Here is an 18,311-nt window from a genome sequence, read left to right as displayed (position 1 = left end):
CCTATATTCTGCCCTTGATACGTGCCCGCAATAGGCCTGATGCGCTGCGCTTATCAGGCATACAGAGAGCTGACGCCTGCGTAGGCCGGATAAGGCGGTTACGCCGCCATCCGGCAAACAGGCATAAAAAAACCCCGCCGGAGCAGGGTCTTATCTTACACAGATAACCGCTTAGTGACGCGCACGAACGATCTGGTATTTGCGGGTCAGGTATTCAACTGGAACGCTCCAGATGTGCACCAGACGCGAGAACGGGAACAGCAGGAACAGCGTCATACCCAGCACCAGGTGCATACGGAAGATAAACGCCACGCCATCCAGATATTCAGATGCGCCGCCGTGGAAGGTCACTACGGTTTGTGCCCAGTTCACCAGTTTCATCATCTCGCTACCGTCCATATGCTGAGCGGAGAACGGAATGGTCAGCAGGCCAAGGGCACACTGGATAACCAGAATGGACAGCACCAGAATATCCGCACCGGTAGTGGTGGCCCGAACGCGTGGGCTGAACAAACGACGTTTCAGCAGCAGCACGCCGCCGACCAGACACATCACGCCTGAGGCGCCGCCCGCGAACATGGCCATCTTTTGTTTCACTTCAAGCGGTAGCCACGCCTCATACATCCAGTGCGGCGTCAGCATGCCCAGAAAGTGTCCGGCAAAAATTCCCAGGATCCCGATATGGAACAGGTTCGACGCCAGGTTCATCCCTTTGCGATCCAGCATCTGGCTGGACGCCGCGCGCCAGGTATATTGCCCGTAGTCATAACGCAGCCAACTGCCGATCAGAAAGACCGAACCCGCGATGTACGGATAGATGTCAAAGAAGAACGTATTCAGGAAGTGCATTATTGCTGTCCTCCGGTGGTGATATTCAGATACTGCGGCGCAACGGCCCCGGCAAAACGACGCTGGTGAGCGGTGATTTCCGACTCGCCGCACCCCTGATCGGCGAAGAATTTCACTTGCTCTTCTTCCCAGACCGCATCCAGTGCCTGTGGGGTGTCATCACGCGCTTCATCCGCAATTTTTTCAGCCACTTTGTCGCTGTCGATAACGGTATTCGCCAGTTTTAACAGCAGGTCGAACAACATCGCGTAACGGCTTTCACGCTGTTGCAAACGAGCGCTGAGCAAAGCCAGAATCGGCGCAATATCCTGTAAACCACCTAACGCTTCGCTTTTCGGCAACTGCGCAAGGTATTCCAGATACAGCGGCAGATGATCGGGAAGTTCGCGGCTGTCGAGCTGCAAACCGTGCTGCTCATACTGTGCCATCAGGTCAACCATCGCCTGACCACGATCGCGGGATTCACCGTGTACATGTTCAAACAGCAGCAGCGATGTGGCACGGCCACGGTCAAACAGTTCGCTATAAGCGGCCTGTACATCCAGCATGTCCTGCGCGGTTAAATCGCGCAGGAAAACGCCCAGGGTCTGGGCATCCTCTTTCTCCAGGTTCTCAGATGACGCGAGTGCATCGAAAAGTTCCTGCTGATGCTGCCATAAGGCAACATCCGGGTACTCGAGCAGACGCGAAACAATGACGAGTTCAATCATTGGTGCGGCTCCGTTTTGCTGGTCACATCAACAGCGTCGATGCGGCGGCTGTTGAACAGATTGAATTTGGTATCAGAACCGTGGCAACCATCGCCGAAGGTAAAGCCACAACCGCTTTTCTCCGGGAATGCGTCACGCGCCAGTTCACGATGGCTGCTTGGTACCACGAAACGATCTTCGTAATTAGCAATCGCCAGGTAACGATACATTTCCTGTGCCTGCGCTTCGCTCAAGCCCACCTCTTCCAGCGCACGGGTATCAACTTTACCGTCAACAGTTTCCGCACGTTTGTAGTGACGCATTGCCAGCATACGTTTCAGCGCCAACAGTACCGGCTGAGTGTCGCCAGCGGTCAACAGGTTCGCCAGGTACTGAACCGGGATACGCAGACTGTCTACATCCGGCAGAATACCGTTGCTGCCAAGCTCGCCCGCGTCGGCGGCAGACTGAATCGGTGACAAAGGCGGCACGTACCAAACCATCGGTAGCGTGCGGTATTCCGGATGCAGCGGCAGCGCCAGCTTCCAGTCCATCGCCATTTTGTAAACCGGAGATTGTTGTGCAGCATCGATGACGCTCAGTGGAATACCATCTTTTAGCGCCTGTTCAATGACTGCCGGATCGTTCGGATCGAGGAACACGTCCAGTTGGCGCTGGTACAGATCTTTTTCGTGCTCGGTGCTGGCCGCGCTTTCGATCGCATCGGCATCATACAGCAGTACGCCGAGATAACGGATACGGCCAACACAGGTTTCGGAGCAAACGGTCGGTTGACCCGCTTCGATACGCGGGTAGCAGAAGATGCACTTCTCGGACTTCCCGCTCTTCCAGTTGAAGTAAATCTTCTTGTACGGGCAGCCGGTGATGCACATACGCCAGCCGCGGCACTTGTCCTGGTCGATCAGCACGATGCCATCTTCTTCACGCTTGTAGATAGCACCGCTTGGGCAGGTCGCCACACACGCCGGGTTAAGGCAATGCTCACACAGGCGCGGCAGGTACATCATGAAGGTGTTTTCGAACTGGCCGTACATCGCCTTCTGCATGTTTTCGAAGTTCTGGTCTTTGGCGCGTTTTTCGAATTCGCCGCCCAGAATTTCCTCCCAGTTCGGACCGCTGGTAATTTTGTCCATCCGCTGACCGGTAATCAACGAGCGCGGACGGGCAATCGGCTGCGCTTTGCTGCCTTCCGGCGCGGTGTGCAGATTCTGATAGTCGAAATCAAACGGCTCGTAGTAGTCATCCATACCCGGTAGATGCGGGTTAGCAAAGATTTTTCCCAGCAGCAGCGCACGGTTACCCATGCGCGGTTGCAGTTTACCGTTGATTTTACGGATCCAGCCGCCCTTCCATTTTTCCTGATTTTCCCAGTCATTCGGGAAACCGACGCCAGGCTTACTTTCCACGTTATTGAACCAGGCGTATTCCATACCTTCACGGCTGGTCCAGACGTTTTTACAGGTCACTGAACAGGTGTGGCAGCCGATGCACTTATCGAGATTCAGCACCATGCCGACTTGTGAACGAATTTTCATTTTACGCTCTCCTGTACCTGGTCATTGCCTTCGCCATCCAACCAGTTAATGTTCTTCATCTTACGTACAACCACGAACTCATCACGGTTTGAACCGACGGTACCGTAGTAGTTAAAGCCGTAGGCCAGCTGCGCATAGCCGCCGATCATATGGGTCGGTTTCGGCGTAATACGGGTCACCGAGTTGTGGATCCCGCCGCGCTGCTGGGTAATTTCTGAACCCGGCAGGTTAACGATACGTTCCTGCGCGTGGTACATCATGGTCATCCCGGCCGGTACACGCTGGCTGACAACTGCACGCGCCGTCAGCGCGCCGTTGCTGTTGAAGACTTCGATCCAGTCGTTATCTTCGATTCCCAGGTCTTTCGCATCGACTTCGCTCATCCACACAATCGGACCACCACGTGACAGCGTCAGCATCAGCAAGTTGTCGCTGTAGGTGGAGTGGATACCCCATTTCTGGTGCGGTGTCAGGAAGTTGAGCGCTTTTTCCGGGTTACCGTTAGACTTCTCGCCGATCACCGCTTTCACTGAACGGGTATCGATTGGCGGACGGTAAACCAGCAGGCTTTCACCGAAATCACGCATCCACTGGTGATCCTGATACAACTGCTGGCGACCAGACAGCGTACGCCATGGGATCAGCTCATGAACGTTGGTATAACCGGCGTTATAAGACACATGTTCATCTTCCAGGCCTGACCATGTCGGGCTGGAGATAATTTTGCGCGGCTGCGCCTGTATATCGCGGAAACGAATTTTTTCGTCTTCTTTATTCAGCGCCAGATGCGTATGGTCACGACCGGTAAATTCACTCAGCGCTGCCCAGGCTTTAACGGCTACCTGACCGTTAGTTTCCGGCGCCAGGGTGAGGATCATCTCGGCGGCATCAATTGCGGTATTAAGCCAGGGCTGGCCTTTCGCCGGACCTTCAGCCTTGGTGTAGTTGAGCTTACGCAGCAGATCCATTTCGCTCTGGGTATTCCAGGCAATCCCTTTCCCGCCGTTACCGATTTTTTCCATCAGCGGGCCGATGGAGGTAAAGCGTTCATAGGTTGCCGGATAATCACGCTCTACGGTCATGATGTGCGGCGCGGTAACGCCAGGAATCAGGTCGCACTCACCTTTTTTCCAGTCCTTCACGTCCAGCGGCTGCGCCAGCTCAGCGGCGGAATCGTGCTGAATCGGCAGCGTAACAACGTCAGTTTCTTTACCGAGGTGGCCCACGCACACTTCAGAGAATTTCTTCGCGATGGCTTTATAGATTTCCCAGTCGCTCTTCGATTCCCAGGCCGGGTCAACGGCGGCAGACAACGGATGAATAAACGGATGCATATCCGAGGTATTCATGTCGTCTTTTTCATACCAGGTTGCGGTCGGCAGCACGATATCGGAATACAGACAGGTACTCGACAGACGGAAGTCCAGCGTCACCACCAGATCCAGCTTGCCGTCCAGTCCGTTGTCCTGCCATTCCACTTCTTCTGGCTTCACGCCGCTCTGCTGGCCGAGATCTTTCCCCTGAATACCGTGTTCAGTACCCAGCAGGTACTTCAGCATGTACTCGTGGCCCTTACCGGAAGATCCGAGCAGGTTGGAACGCCAGATAAACAGGTTACGCGGATGGTTTTTGCCGTTTTCCGGCTGTTCCGCCGCAAAGCGAAGAGAACCGTCTTTCAGAGATTTCACGGTGTAGTCCACCGGCGTCATGCCGGCTTTCTGCGCTTCTTCAGCGATACGCAACGGGTTAGTCCCTAACTGCGGTGCAGACGGTAACCACCCCATACGTTCAGAGCGAACGTTAAAGTCAATCAAATGACCGCTGTAACGGGATTTGTCTGCCATCGGGGACAGCAATTCCTGTGCGGTAACCGTCTCATAGCGCCATTGGCTGGAGTGGTTATAGAAGTAAGAGGTGCTGTTCATATGACGAGGCGGACGCTGCCAGTCCAGCGCAAACGCCAGCGGCTGCCAGCCGGTTTGCGGGCGCAGTTTTTCCTGCCCGACATAGTGGGCCCAACCGCCACCGCTCTGGCCGATACAGCCGCAGAACACCAGCATATTGATCAGGCCGCGATAGTTCATATCGAGGTGGTACCAGTGGTTCAGACCCGCACCGACGATAATCATCGAACGGCCGTGCGTTTTATCGGCGTTATCCGCAAATTCGCGGGCGATGCGCACGATTTGAGCGCGCGATACACCGGTAATTTTTTCTGCCCATGCCGGCGTATACGCTTTCAGGTCATCGTAGCTGGTTGCACAGTTTTCATCGTTCAGACCACGTTCCAGACCGTAGTTGGCCATGGTCAGATCGTAAACGGTCGTCACCAGCGCGGTAGAACCGTCGGCAAGTTGCAGACGTTTAACCGGCAATTTGTGCAGCAGAATGTTTTCCAGTTCAACTTTATTGAAATGTTCGGTACCTTCGCCACCAAAATACGGGAAGCCGACTTCCGCGATGTCATCCTGGCTACCCAGCAGACTGAGCTGTAGTTCGGTTTCATCACCCGACAAGCCGTCGCGCTGCTCGAGGTTCCATTTGCCTTTTTCACCCCAACGGAAACCAATTGAACCGTTTGGCGCAACCATTTCACCATTGCTGTTGATAGCGACGGTTTTCCATTCCGGGTTATTTTCCTGGCCCAGAGAGTCAACCAGATCCGCTGCACGCAGCATACGACCAGCAGCATAATAGCCGTCGCGCTCTTCGAGCATCACCAGCATTGGCATATCGGTATAACGACGAACGTAGTCGGTGAAGTACTGGCTCGGATTATCGAGGTGGAACTCACGCAGCATGACGTGGCCCATCGCCATTGCCATCGCCGCATCGGTCCCTTGCTTTGGCGCCAGCCACAGGTCGCACAGTTTGGCGATTTCCGCGTAGTCCGGAGTAATCGCTACCGTTTTGGTTCCTTTATAGCGAACTTCAGTAAAGAAGTGCGCATCCGGAGTACGGGTCTGCGGTACGTTAGAGCCCCATGCAAGAATGTAGCTGGAGTTATACCAGTCGGCAGATTCCGGTACGTCGGTTTGCTCGCCCCAGGTTTGCGGGGAAGCCGGCGGCAGGTCACAGTACCAGTCGTAGAAGCTCAGGCAGGTACCACCAATCAGCGACATATAGCGTGCGCCGGAAGCATAAGAAACCATCGACATCGCCGGAATCGGAGAGAAGCCTGCAACGCGGTCAGGGCCATAGGTTTTGATAGTGTAAACGTTAGATGCAGCAATCAGTTCATTCACTTCCTGCCAGGAAGAACGAACAAATCCACCACGACCACGCGCTTGTTTGAAGCTTTTTGCTTTGTCGGCGTCTTCGATGATGGATGCCCATGCATCTACCGGATCGCTGTGCAGTCTTTTTGCTTCTCGCCACATCTTCATCAGACGTTTGCGCATCAGCGGGTATTTCAGACGGTTAGCGCTGTAGAGATACCAGGAATAGCTCGCACCACGCGGGCAGCCGCGAGGCTCGTGGTTTGGCATATCTGGACGGGTGCGTGGGTAGTCAGTTTGCTGGGTTTCCCAGGTCACCAGACCATTTTTCACATAGATTTTCCAGCTGCATGAACCGGTGCAGTTTACACCATGGGTTGAACGCACGACTTTGTCATGCTGCCAACGCTGGCGATATCCATCCTCCCAGTCCCTGTTGGTATTGAGAAGCTGGCCGTGCCCATCGGCAAAGGTTTCGCCCTTCTGCTTGAAGTAGCGAAACCGGTCCAGGAATTTACTCATCGGTTTTCTCCTGTAGGAGCCTGACGGCTCTCTGATAAATCGACATTGCTTGATTGAGAGCGAAGGTAACGCTCTGAAAGGGCGTGAGAATTGATAACGATCAAGGCAGGCAGGGATGAAAAATGAGGGTAAATTTTCACATACCCCCTAAGTGGGATATCAGAAAACAAATTAACATCATGAATTTAAATAACTTTTTCAAATTCACTTTTCATACAAATGTTAAATTCTTTATAAGTGGGTATTAAGGGGTATCCCCCCTGCCAGGCATATTATCAGCACCGTTTTCACAGACTTTCGTCGTGAGTTTATATATAAGTATGTTGTAACTAATTCAGAGCAAAAAAAAGCGCGGTCTAACGCCGCGCAATGGATAATCAACCTACACTTCATCCTTCAAACTGCTTCTGCGTTGGCTGCGCTCGTTCTCCCCAGTCACTTACTTCAGTAAGCTCCTGGGGATTTCTCACTTGCCGCCTTGATGCAATTCGAATGATTTTGTGTATACCACTTTTTTACTTTTTAGAATGACGTCCGTACACCGCCCAGGTGATAACCACGCAGGCGACATAGAAGATCACAAAGACTTTCATCGCATCAACAGGTGATCCCGTTAACGCCAGGGAAGTACCAAATGCTTTGGGGATAAAGAAGCCGCCAATCGCGCCAATGGCTGAGATAAAACCGAGCGCTGCCGCAGTGTCGGTTGCCGCTTCACGCATCGCCTTCTCTTCTGACCCGCCTTCCGCTTTCACTCTGTCCATCGTCAGCTTGCGGAAGATAACGGAGATCATCTGGAAGGTTGAACCACTGCCCAGACCGGCCGTCAGGAACAACGCCAGGAACACCGCGAAGAAAGCGGTAAAGTTGCCCCCTACGCCATTAGTTGGCAGCGTCAGGAACAGCAAGGCACTAAAGAGAGCCATCAGCACAAAGTTCACCAGCGTCACGCGAGTTCCGCCCAGACGGTCAGAAATTGCACCGCCAGCGGAACGCGCCAGCGCGCCAATCAGCGGGCCAAAAAAGGCGTAATGCAGGATCTGTACCTCAGGAAACTGCGTTTTTGACAGCATCGCGAAACCGGCTGAGAAGCCGATAAATGAACCGAAGGTTGCCAGATACAGCAGGCTCATGATCCACAGGTGCCCGCGTTTAAGCACCGGCAATTGCGCTTTCAGTGACGCTTTTGAGGTTGCCAGTTCGTTCATACCAAACCATGCAGCCAGCGTCAGCACAGCCAGGAACGGAACCCAAATCCATGCGGCGTTCGCCAGATACAATTGCGTACCATCCGGTTGTTCAACCCCGTGGCTACCAAATGCAGCAAAGATTGACAGTGAGACCACCAGCGGAGCAACCAACTGCATTACGCTGACACCCATATTGCCCAGACCACCGTTCAGACCCAGTGCACCGCCCTGTTTTTGTTTTGGAAAGAAGAAGCTGATATTCGCCATGCTTGATGCAAAGTTCGCACCGGCAAAACCGCACAGCAAGGAGATAATAATAAAGGTACTAAATGGCGTGGTGGTATCCTGCACCGCAAAACCTAACCATACGCATGGGATGATCAGGATGCCGGTGCTGAATGCTGTCCAGCGACGTCCACCAAACAGGGGAACCATAAAGGAGTACGGCACACGCAGCAGCGCGCCGGAAACCGACGGCAACGCCGTCAACATGAACAATTGCTCCGTGGTGAAATTAAAGCCAACTTTCGGTAAGTTCACCGCCACGGCGCTAAATAACATCCACACGCAAAACGCCAGCAGTAAGCAAGGGACGGAAATCCACAGGTTACGGCTGGCGATTCGTTGACCACGCTGTTGCCAGAAGACAGGATCTTCCGGCCGCCATTCTGTAATTACAGCTCCAGATGCCCTTTCCGGGGCAGATGAGTGACTCATAGACACCTCTGATACTTGTTTCGATGCCTGCAACCTTAGGGTTTACAGCTGGAGGTAAGTTGATATAAATCAAAGGAAAAGGTGTCATTATTCATGCCTAAAATTTGTCATCACCCTAAATGAGTACATTACTTCGGTAAAAAAGATGTGGTTTTTCACGCTTCTGTCGTCTTCTACTCCCCCTGACCCATGCCCCCCCCCTCAGCTGGCAATTAAGAGGTAGCCCGTTTGAGGTATGGGTATACTCCAGTGTATCGCCGAGAATAACGCCACTGCCTGCAGCAGAACCGTTATTCAAAAGGGTTTCTGTTCTACGAAGACCCGAAGGAACAAGTCACCATGTTTAAACGTTGTCTCTCCCCGCTTACGCTGGTCAACCAGGTGGCGCTGATTGTTTTATTGTCTACTGCCATCGGCGTGGCAGGTATGGCTGTCTCCGGTTGGCTGGTTCAGGGCGTTCAGGGTAGCGCCCATGCAATTAACAAAGCCGGCTCGCTGCGTATGCAGAGTTATCGTCTGCTGGCGGCGGTACCCCTGGAAGCCGACGATCAACCGCTACTGGATGAAATGGAGAAAACGGCGTTTAGTCCAGAGTTAACGCGGGCCGCACAGCGCGATGGACAACAGGCGCAGTTAAAAGCATTACAGGATTACTGGCACACTGAGCTGGCGCCAGGGCTTGCCCACGCGCAAACGCCTGATGCGGTGGCGCAAGATGTAACGCGCTTTGTCGTTGGGCTGGATAAGCTGGTTACCGCCTTCGACCATACCACCGAATTGCGGATTGAACGCGTCGTCCTGTTACATCGCCTGATGGCGGCATTTATGGCCTTACTGCTGGTCTTCACTATTATCTGGCTACGCGTACGCCTGCTGGAGCCGTGGAAACAGCTATTGGCGATGGCGCGAGCCGTCAGCCAACGTGATTTTACCCAACGTGCGCATATCAGCGGGCGTAATGAGATGGCGGCTCTGGGCTCGGCGCTGAATAATATGTCGGAAGAGCTGGCTGAAAGTTATGCGGTACTGGAACAGCGTGTGCAGGAGAAAACGGCCGGGCTGGAGCATAAAAATCAGATCCTCTCTTTTCTGTGGCAAGCCAACCGCCGTCTACATTCTCAGGTGCCATTGTGCGAACGCCTCTCTCCGGTGCTGAACGGCCTGCAAAATTTGACCCTGCTGCATGATATTGAGCTGCGGGTTTATGATCTGGAAGATGAAGATAATCATCAGGAATTTACCTGTCAGTCCAATGTCAGTTGCGATGAGAAAGGATGTCATCTATGCCCACGCGGTACGCTGCCCGCGATAGACGGTGGTATCACGCTGAAATGGCGGCTGACCGACGCACATACCCAGTATGGTATCCTGCTCGCTACGTTGCCGAACGGACGCCATCTCAGCCACGATCAGCAACAACTGGTCGATACCCTGGTTGAGCAACTGACCGCAACGCTGGCGCTCGACAGACATCAGGAACGCCAGCAGCAGTTGATCGTGATGGAAGAGCGTGCCACCATTGCGCGCGAACTCCATGATTCTATTGCACAATCGCTTTCATGCATGAAGATGCAGGTTAGCTGTTTGCAGATGCAGGGCGATGCGCTGCCCGAGAATAGCCGCGAACTGCTTAGCCAGATTCGTAATGAACTGAACGCCTCGTGGGCGCAACTGCGTGAGCTGTTAACGACCTTCCGTTTACAGCTCACCGAACCCGGATTGCGACCCGCGCTGGAAGCCAGCTGTCAGGAATACAGCGCCCGCTTCGGTTTTGCGGTTAAGCTGGATTATCAGTTGCCGCCGCGCCTGGTCCCTTCGCATCAGGCGATTCACTTATTGCAAATTGCTCGTGAAGCCCTGAGCAACGCCCTGAAGCACTCCCATGCCGATGAAGTCGTCGTGACGGTGGTGCAAAATGGTAAGCAGATCAAACTCACAGTACAAGATAACGGCTGCGGCGTACCGGAAAACGCCGAACGCAGTAACCACTACGGCATGATAATAATGCGCGACCGTGCGCAGAGCTTGCGCGGCGATTGCCGTGTACGCCGTCGTGAGACAGGCGGTACTGAAGTTACTGTCACTTTTATTCCCGAAACAAACTTCACAGAAGTCCAAGGAGATACCCATGAGTAATCTGGAACCGGCAACCATCCTGTTGATCGACGATCATCCGATGCTGCGAACCGGTGTAAAACAGCTTGTCAGCATGGCGCAGGATATCACCGTTGTCGGTGAAGCCAGCAATGGCGAACAGGGTATCGAGCTGGCTGAATCTCTTGATCCCGATCTGATCCTGCTGGATCTCAACATGCCTGGTATGAACGGTCTGGAAACCCTCGACAAGCTGCGTGAAAAGTCCCTGTCTGGCCGCATCGTGGTGTTTAGCGTATCCAATCATGAAGAAGATGTCGTTACCGCACTGAAACGCGGCGCGGATGGTTACCTGCTGAAAGATATGGAGCCGGAAGATTTACTGAAAGCATTACAGCAGGCCGCCGCTGGTGAAATGGTGCTGAGTGAAGCCTTAACGCCGGTTCTGGCCGCCAGCCTGCGCGCCAACCGCGCAACGTCTGACCGTGATGTCACCCAGTTGACGCCGCGCGAGCGCGATATTCTCAAGCTTATTGCCCAGGGCCTGCCTAACAAGATGATTGCCCGCCGCCTGGACATCACCGAAAGCACGGTAAAAGTTCATGTGAAGCACATGCTGAAGAAAATGAAGCTCAAATCACGCGTAGAAGCGGCGGTTTGGGTGCATCAGGAACGCATTTTCTGATAACGCAGTCGTGCATCATGGTTAACGAGGATCATTTGCCGAAACGCTGATAAACGGTTCGGTCAGTGATAGCGTGATCTCATTGGAAGAGACACGCTGGCCCAGTTCATCTTCTACCACTACCGACAGCCGCCAGCGGTTTGTCGCCCCTTCTCTACTGTCCCACTTCGGCATAATAATCGTCCAGCCCTGTGCGCTTCGGGTACTGCTGCCAGCGGTTAAGCTCAGCGCCTGAGTATCACCCTGCCATGCAAGATGGCGAATCCCATGCAGGCTGCGCACTTGTACCTTCAGCGCCACCGTTTCTCCAGGCTTGAGATCCCAGGGCGGCGTGGCCAAAAATACCGACAGGGTTTTACGCTGGCGATACTCCATCGTCGGCAAACTATTCCGCTGCGGATCGTCATAACGACTGCCGCGCAGCGAGCGGCTGTTTGCCACTTCGCTGACCATCAGCTGTTTTTTTAACGGAACGCCGAAACGATAATTCAGCGTTAATCCAACGTTATTCTGACTGACGCCATTTTCACCCTGCTTATGCTGGGCAGTCATCGTAATCAGCGGCACCGGCGTATAACTCAGCCCGAGGTTCACCGCCACCGGATTATGATACCCGGTTCCTGAATGAAACAGATCCACCCGGTCGCCAAAATACTGTTCAACGCTGACGCTGGTATTGAGATGTTGATAGAACGGCATCCGCATTTGCGCGGTCAGGTCGTAGCCGCGGGCCATCCGTTGTTCCTGCGTGGTGGAACGCTCCTGCCATGAGGAAAACGGTTGATAGTAGTTAGCGGATAAACGTAAATACTCGCCCCACGCTTCTGCACCTAAGCCGCCCCGGGGCAGATTTTCATCCAACAGATTGTCATAAAACGTGTTGTAACCCAGTAGCCAGCCGTCGTGTACCCAGCGCTGCCCAATTCCCGCATTACTGACTAAGCCCTCATCCTGTTGCGTTAAGCCTAACTGGCTCCAGGTAAGATAGCGTTGATTGTCCTGCCACGGAATAAACCAACTTCCCCGACTGCCGGTAAAGCTGCCCTCTTTATCAACCTGCAACCCGACGCTGGCGTTTCCCCAGGGAGAGAGCCAGGATTCCAGTTGTTGATTCACCTGTTCGCTAACCGTGTCACGTACCTGACCAAACGCGAACTGCTTCGCCTGTTCGCCGGTATCAAGGCCGTTATCGGTCATACTGGCTTCACCAAATGCTTTCACCATTTCGGCAAAATGCTTTTCGCCTGCCCGCGATTCCGGCGCCATACCGAGATCGGGCAAGCCATCGCTATTGTTATCGAATGGGTTTTCAGCCTGGTGAACAAAAGAGGATTGTGCGTTGGCATTACCCCCTGCCAGTGGCAAGAGTGCAAATACGGCGAGAGGAAAATAAATAATACGGCTCAAATCGTTAGTTATTTCTTAAATCAATTAATTAGGCACACTTAACCTAAACCATAACGTCTTCAGCAATTAATTGCAGCTTTTATCCCTGTTTTCGGGATTTTCTGACCCGAATAATAAGGGGCCCTCACATGCTTTCTTTTCGATATCTGGTACAGGGAGTACCATACACACCAGGAATTATCCCTCCCATCCGACAACAGGAGTCAAAATGCAAAAGATAGTGATCGTCGCGAACGGTGCGGCCTATGGAAGCGAATCGTTATTTAACAGCCTGCGTCTGGCCATCGCCTTGCGTGAACAAGAAGCCTGTCTCGATCTGCGTCTGTTTTTAATGTCGGATGCGGTTACGGCGGGATTACGCGGTCAGAAGCCGGCGGAAGGATACAATATCCAGCAAATGCTGGAGATCCTGACAGCGCAAAATGTTCCGGTAAAACTGTGCAAAACCTGCACTGACGGTCGGGGGATCACCGACCTGCCTTTAATTGATGGTGTAGCCGTGGGCACGCTGCCAGAACTAGCCCAATGGACGCTGGCTGCAGATAAAGTATTGACCTTCTGACAGCGCTTGCAGGCACGCGCACTGAAAGTGCCGGAAATTTCCGGATTTAATCTTAGATGGGCGCGGTTTCGTTGAACGTTAGCACGCCCTTTCAACCGTTTTGAGGAATTTTGTCACTTTTGTTTAATCGTTATGCCATTTTTTGATCAAAATCAGCATCCTGTTGCTCCCCCTTTGGTGTTATGCAATGAGTGAAATGTGAACAACATCACGCAGCACTTTCGACAGAAAGTACGTTGTTTTCAAGAACGGGGTGAAAAATGGCATTAGTGAAAGCGAGTTTAAAGTTATTTGGTGGCGATACGGTGGTAGTGCGCTGTTCCGAGCGCTGCCACATCCACCTGATGAGCGAGAAAAATCACGTCAAAGACACGCAGTCCGACATCTTAAGCGTGCAGGATCGTGATAACGCATGGTTGACCGTACCTTATACCGGCGTCTGGAACGTGCTGATCGACAGCCACAGTCAGTCGCTTGAGCATTCGATTAGTTTTATTGCAGCGTAATCGTGAAATGCCCGATAAGCACCTGGCTGTCGGGCACACTACACTCCGCCGACGCTATGCAAAACCTGGTCGTATAATCCCTTCCGGCAGGTTCTCTCCCAACAACCGTTTGACCGTAATCACCAGATCGTTAAGACAATCATCCTGCATTCCCAGCTTCACCAGTTCTTGTTCCAGAGAGAACAGATATTGGGCATTGGTGCCTAAAGGTCCACTGGCCGCAGCGATAAGCGGCGCAATCACCTGCGCGCGTGTATCCGACTCAAACAGTGGATGGCGCGGATCCATAATAAAGACTAGCGCGTTCACCGTCCGTCCGTCATCCAGCGCCAACTGACACCAGGTCGGCAGGTAGCAACCGGTGATCATTTCACGCTTCCACAGCAGAGAAAGTTCTTGTTCCAGCGACGCGTCCGGTAAGCGATAAGCCACACCTGTAGTGCGTCCCCCCTCTTTCAGAGCCAGCATCCGTCCCGGCTGACAGGCCGTTCCACGCCCCGCCGTCAGACGCAGGCAAAATGCACGGTGCCAACCGACCAATGTCCCGGTACAGGACTCTTCAAATTCTAAGGCCGGGTTCCACATCAACGATCCATAACCGAAGATCCACACCGGTCCATCATCTGGTCGACAAGCAAGCGTGGCGGCCAGTGAGGCTGCCCGTTGTTCCGCTGACCAGAGTAGTGATTCTTCAATAGCGCCAAATGCCGTCTTACAGTCGGCATTCAATAAAAAATCACGCGTTAACACCTTACACCTCCGCCACTGCTGCTTCCCTGCGACAACTTTTTTGACGCCTTCCAGGCCTTTTTACTGCTCATTTTGAAACCAATAGCTGGACAATAGGCAATTCACCGCTCGCTTGCAAGCCAGCAGCGACGCGGCGTAGCACGATTCGCTAACGGCTGATTCGGGCTAATTGATAAAGGCATTATAATTGATACTGTTACGTCTTTTTATGCCATTTATCATCATCACCTTTTTGATAATCATTTTTCACCGCGGCCCATGCCACCTTGTGTGCCGTCTCTTCTCGGGTAGCATCATCGCGACGATCAGATTTATCTTTGTACTGTTCCCAGGCGCTGTTGAAGGCTTCTTTATAGATGTCCTGAGCATGGGATGGCAGAACATGCTGTACGCTGTCAGGCAGATCGCTTTTCGATTTATAGGGCATTGTGAACTCCTCTTTTTGGGCTAAACCTTAAGTGTGGTTAACAATGCTGCGATGCGCCAATAATGAACATTTTTAAAATATTTCCTCATCTAACCTTCTGTTAATTAAATACTCTATAAACAAGAAGTTTGTTTTTGACCACTTAGAGAAGAAAAATAAGCGATGCGGTAAAATTTCGTAAAATGTCACCTACAAAACCGCTTTTTCTGTTATTTTTTACATTCTTTAATACTTTTATAATTATAAATACCTGCAGAGATGGAGAATTAGCTTAATGACACAAGTACATGAGGCGGTAAAAACCCGCCACAAGGAGACCTCTCTCGTCTTCCCGATTTTGGCGCTGGTAGTACTGTTCTTATGGGGGAGCAGTCAGTCACTACCAGTGGTCATCGGCATTAATGCGCTTGCCCTTATTGGTATATTAAGTAGCGCATTCAGCGTTGTCCGTCATGCGGACGTATTAGCACATCGACTTGGCGAACCCTACGGCTCGCTGATCCTCAGTCTGTCCGTTGTTATTCTTGAAGTCAGTTTAATTTCCGCATTAATGGCGACCGGCGATGCCGCGCCTACGCTAATGCGCGACACGCTGTATTCGATCATTATGATCGTCACCGGCGGTTTAGTCGGTTTTTCATTACTGCTGGGCGGCCGCAAATTTGCCACTCAGTATATGAACCTGTTTGGTATTAAGCAGTATTTAATCGCCCTGTTTCCGCTGGCCATTATTGTGCTGGTGTTTCCAATGGCGTTACCGGGAGCCAATTTTACTACCGCCCAGGCGCTACTGGTGGCACTCATTTCTGCGGCAATGTACGGCGTTTTTTTGCTGATTCAAACAAAAACGCACCAAAGCCTGTTCATTTACGAGCATGAAGATGAGGGTGACGACGACGACCCGCATCACGGTAAGCCGTCGGCGCACAGCAATATATGGCACGCTGCCTGGCTCATCATTCACCTGATCGCCGTTATCGCCGTCACCAAGATGAACGCCAGTCCGCTGGAAACCTTGCTGACTGAACTCAATGCCCCCGTGGCATTTACCGGTTTCCTGGTGGCGCTGTTGATCCTCTCGCCTGAAGGGCTGGGGGCGCTGAAAGCGGTTCTGAACAATCAGGTACAGCGGGCAATGAATTTGTTCTTCGGTTCAGTATTAGCCACTATTTCACTCACCGTACCGGTAGTGACGCTGATCGCCTGGGCAACAGGCAATGATTTGGTGTTTGCTTTGGGCGCGCCAGAGATGATTGTCATGGTCTCGTCGCTGGTACTGTGCCATATCTCTTTCTCCACCGGACGTACCAATGTACTTAACGGTGCGGCGCATCTGGCACTATTTATCGCCTATCTGATGACGATATTTGCCTGATTATCATTTTAGCGGAACCTACGGCCCTGCTTCAGGGCCGTTTTCTTTTACCGCGTTTATTGCTCCGGATAAACCTGTTGGCCATCGACAAACGTTAATAACGATTCCGTTTGATGCAATTTGTCTGGCGGAATAGCCATAATATCTTGATTCAGCACCGCAAAATCGGCGAGCTTACCGGCCCGCAAACTTCCCCGTTGCTGTTCGGCAAAAGCGAGCCAGGCGGCATTTCGGGTATACATTTTTAACGCATCTTCCCGGCTTAACTGGCGTGAGTCATGGCGTATCGAGCCGTCGAGTGCTTTACCTGTGACATGATACTCAATGGCATGCCACACTCCCGCAACGCCAATCCGCGTCGCATCTGTACCGCCGGCAACGATTACCCCCTGCTCTAACGCGGGTTGAACTGGCGATGAGAGTGCCGCCACCGTTTTATCATTTGCGCGTTCGATGGCGGGAGATTCAAAATATGGCCCCATCTGGACAGAATAGGCCAAGCCGAGTTTCTTCATGCGGGCAATTGTTTCTGGCGTACCGGTATTGAGATGCGCAATAGACCAGCGTAACGGAGCAATGTCATACGATTTAGCCACCTCGCTAATGAGATCTAAAATCGCATCTGCACTGTCATCGGTATAGGCATGTATTTCTACGGCAACCCCTTCCTGGGCGGCAAGCTGGAGCACCTTAAATTGTTCTTGTTGGGATTGTGCAGAAGACTTAAATCCAGATGACATCCGTACGCCGTCATTCATTGCCATCACCAGGCTTTCACCGAAGCCCAGAAAGGCTATTCTGCCGTCATCGTGTATTGCCGGGCGAAATGCCAGACGTTGTTTAAACCATTCCGTTTCATTACCAGGCGGTGCGGATAAACGATATCCAACGCGTATCCTGAGAGGTTGCTGCTGCTGAAGTTTAAAGAAATCACGATAAGCTTGCTCATGCCCGGCAGAAGGATCGATAAACCCGACCACACCGCGTTTATTTAAATAACGAACAAAGGCGTTAAGGTTCTTTTCAACATCGGAAGTCTGGCTAATCTGGGCGAAAAGCTGGTTAAAACTGCCAATGGTCCCGCGCAATTTCCCCGTTGCCAGCCCTTTGTCATCGCGTTCTATCACGATCCCTGCCGGAACATCCGGCTGTGAACTATTAAGTTTTAGGGTCTCGATAGCCTTTTGATTTAACAGGGCATAGTCATAAAGGCTTTGTATATACGCAGGATGATGAGGCACCGCCTGATTCAGTTCCTGAACCGTCGGATCCCGTTTTTCAGCAAATTGTTCAGGTATCCATGAGCCAGCCACCGCCACCCATTGCGCAGTATTTTTCTGTGCCGCAGATTGCGACAATTTATTTAACGCATCGGGTAAATTTTTAGTATCAAACCAGTAGGTTTCAAATAAAAACGTCCTCCCACCCCGAATGCCATGCAGATGCGCATCAATTAATCCCGGAATAACGGTTTGCCCCGTAAGATTGATTTCCTTCGTGTTCGGTCCGGACCATTTTTTCACCGTTTCATTATTACCCACCGCAATAATATGCCGCCCTTTTACCGCCAGCGCCTGCGCGTTGGGTTGTTGTTCATCCATGGTAATCAGCTTGCCGTTATACAAAATAACATCGGCCTTGTCCTGAGAATGCACCAGAAATGAAGTTCCAATCAGAATTGTGGCCAACGTTGCGTTGCGAATAGCCGGAGGGGGAGTATTAAAGCGGAGTCCCAGTTTACCCATCATATTTATCTACCTTTTC

At 52.3% G+C, this 18,311-nt stretch carries 14 protein-coding genes; 5 read left to right on the top strand and 9 right to left on the bottom strand.

The features are described from left to right. Positions 1–171: 171 nt before the first annotated feature. From narI to FDW96_RS06985, 5 genes are all read right to left on the bottom strand, one after another. Positions 172–849: a respiratory nitrate reductase subunit gamma gene (narI, locus tag FDW96_RS07005; RefSeq protein ID WP_038641116.1), complete on the bottom strand. Its 678-nt coding sequence runs from the start codon at positions 847–849 to the stop codon at positions 172–174. Further along, positions 849–1,559: a nitrate reductase molybdenum cofactor assembly chaperone gene (gene narJ / locus FDW96_RS07000; protein WP_137365419.1), complete on the bottom strand. Its 711-nt coding sequence runs from the start codon at positions 1,557–1,559 to the stop codon at positions 849–851. The genes narI and narJ overlap by 1 nt, the downstream gene beginning before the upstream one ends. After that, positions 1,556–3,094 carry a nitrate reductase subunit beta gene (narH, locus tag FDW96_RS06995; protein WP_061381228.1) on the bottom strand — a complete coding sequence of 513 codons (1,539 nt, stop codon included), beginning with the start codon at positions 3,092–3,094 and terminating at the stop codon, positions 1,556–1,558. Before narH ends, narJ begins: the two co-directional genes overlap by 4 nt. Further along, positions 3,091–6,834 carry a nitrate reductase subunit alpha gene (locus tag FDW96_RS06990; RefSeq protein WP_137365418.1) on the bottom strand — a complete coding sequence of 1,248 codons (3,744 nt, stop codon included), beginning with the start codon at positions 6,832–6,834 and terminating at the stop codon, positions 3,091–3,093. The genes narH and FDW96_RS06990 overlap by 4 nt, the downstream gene beginning before the upstream one ends. Positions 6,835–7,349: 515 nt before the next feature. Beyond that, a complete protein-coding gene (locus FDW96_RS06985; RefSeq protein ID WP_042307965.1) occupies positions 7,350–8,741 on the bottom strand; it encodes a NarK family nitrate/nitrite MFS transporter in 1,392 nt (463 codons plus the stop codon). A gap of 339 nt (positions 8,742–9,080) precedes the next feature. On the opposite strand from FDW96_RS06985, the gene narX reads away from it, so the two are divergent. Together narX and narL are read left to right on the top strand one after the other, a co-directional pair. Beyond that, on the top strand, positions 9,081–10,877 hold the full coding sequence (narX, locus tag FDW96_RS06980) for a nitrate/nitrite two-component system sensor histidine kinase NarX (RefSeq protein WP_042307964.1): 1,797 nt from the start codon (positions 9,081–9,083) through the stop codon (positions 10,875–10,877). After that, a complete protein-coding gene (gene narL, locus FDW96_RS06975; protein ID WP_038641125.1) occupies positions 10,870–11,520 on the top strand; it encodes a two-component system response regulator NarL in 651 nt (216 codons plus the stop codon). The genes narX and narL overlap by 8 nt, the downstream gene beginning before the upstream one ends. A gap of 21 nt (positions 11,521–11,541) precedes the next feature. On the opposite strand, the gene FDW96_RS06970 is transcribed toward narL, so the two are convergent. Continuing rightward, positions 11,542–12,885 carry a YchO/YchP family invasin gene (locus FDW96_RS06970; RefSeq protein WP_252362863.1) on the bottom strand — a complete coding sequence of 448 codons (1,344 nt, stop codon included), beginning with the start codon at positions 12,883–12,885 and terminating at the stop codon, positions 11,542–11,544. A 250-nt stretch (positions 12,886–13,135) separates the two neighbouring features. Here FDW96_RS06970 and FDW96_RS06965 point away from each other — a divergent pair, with 250 nt between their 5' ends. Both FDW96_RS06965 and FDW96_RS06960 read left to right on the top strand, forming a co-directional pair. After that, entirely contained in the window at positions 13,136–13,489 is a 354-nt protein-coding gene (locus FDW96_RS06965; RefSeq protein WP_061381224.1) for a DsrE/DsrF/TusD sulfur relay family protein, read from the top strand. 260 nt (positions 13,490–13,749) lie between these two features. Then, positions 13,750–13,995 (top strand): DUF1883 domain-containing protein, encoded by a 246-nt coding sequence (locus FDW96_RS06960; protein WP_038641131.1) that lies wholly within the window; start codon positions 13,750–13,752, stop codon positions 13,993–13,995. 54 nt (positions 13,996–14,049) lie between these two features. Here FDW96_RS06960 and FDW96_RS06955 read toward each other — a convergent pair whose 3' ends face one another. Together FDW96_RS06955 and chaB are read right to left on the bottom strand one after the other, a co-directional pair. Continuing rightward, a complete protein-coding gene (locus FDW96_RS06955) occupies positions 14,050–14,745 on the bottom strand; it encodes a gamma-glutamylcyclotransferase (protein ID WP_038641133.1) in 696 nt (231 codons plus the stop codon). Positions 14,746–14,941: 196 nt separating this feature from the next. Next, a complete protein-coding gene (gene chaB / locus FDW96_RS06950; protein WP_038641135.1) occupies positions 14,942–15,172 on the bottom strand; it encodes a putative cation transport regulator ChaB in 231 nt (76 codons plus the stop codon). A 274-nt stretch (positions 15,173–15,446) separates the two neighbouring features. Here chaB and chaA point away from each other — a divergent pair, with 274 nt between their 5' ends. Continuing rightward, positions 15,447–16,547, top strand: a complete 1,101-nt coding sequence (gene chaA / locus FDW96_RS06945) for a sodium-potassium/proton antiporter ChaA (RefSeq protein WP_042307955.1) — start codon at positions 15,447–15,449, stop codon at positions 16,545–16,547. A gap of 56 nt (positions 16,548–16,603) precedes the next feature. Here the strand turns inward: chaA and FDW96_RS06940 are convergent, their stop codons facing one another. After that, entirely contained in the window at positions 16,604–18,295 is a 1,692-nt protein-coding gene (locus tag FDW96_RS06940) for an amidohydrolase (RefSeq protein WP_137365416.1), read from the bottom strand. Positions 18,296–18,311 lie beyond the last annotated feature (16 nt).

The organism is Citrobacter sp. TBCS-15, assembly GCF_005280815.1.
Lineage (GTDB): Bacteria > Pseudomonadota > Gammaproteobacteria > Enterobacterales > Enterobacteriaceae > Citrobacter > Citrobacter werkmanii.
This window is presented reverse-complemented; position numbering and strand designations above follow the sequence as displayed.

Bases quoted from the DNA above. Each gene is read 5' to 3' on its own strand.
- narI (WP_038641116.1), bottom strand. From the start codon at position 849: ATGCACTTCCTGAATACGTTCTTCTTTGACATCTATCCGTACATCGCG.
- narJ (WP_137365419.1), bottom strand. From the start codon at position 1,559: ATGATTGAACTCGTCATTGTTTCGCGTCTGCTCGAGTACCCGGATGTT.
- narH (WP_061381228.1), bottom strand. From the start codon at position 3,094: ATGAAAATTCGTTCACAAGTCGGCATGGTGCTGAATCTCGATAAGTGC.
- FDW96_RS06990 (WP_137365418.1), bottom strand. From the start codon at position 6,834: ATGAGTAAATTCCTGGACCGGTTTCGCTACTTCAAGCAGAAGGGCGAA.
- FDW96_RS06985 (WP_042307965.1), bottom strand. From the start codon at position 8,741: ATGAGTCACTCATCTGCCCCGGAAAGGGCATCTGGAGCTGTAATTACA.
- narX (WP_042307964.1), top strand. From the start codon at position 9,081: ATGTTTAAACGTTGTCTCTCCCCGCTTACGCTGGTCAACCAGGTGGCG.
- narL (WP_038641125.1), top strand. From the start codon at position 10,870: ATGAGTAATCTGGAACCGGCAACCATCCTGTTGATCGACGATCATCCG.
- FDW96_RS06965 (WP_061381224.1), top strand. From the start codon at position 13,136: ATGCAAAAGATAGTGATCGTCGCGAACGGTGCGGCCTATGGAAGCGAA.
- FDW96_RS06960 (WP_038641131.1), top strand. From the start codon at position 13,750: ATGGCATTAGTGAAAGCGAGTTTAAAGTTATTTGGTGGCGATACGGTG.
- chaB (WP_038641135.1), bottom strand. From the start codon at position 15,172: ATGCCCTATAAATCGAAAAGCGATCTGCCTGACAGCGTACAGCATGTT.
- chaA (WP_042307955.1), top strand. From the start codon at position 15,447: ATGACACAAGTACATGAGGCGGTAAAAACCCGCCACAAGGAGACCTCT.
- FDW96_RS06940 (WP_137365416.1), bottom strand. From the start codon at position 18,295: ATGATGGGTAAACTGGGACTCCGCTTTAATACTCCCCCTCCGGCTATT.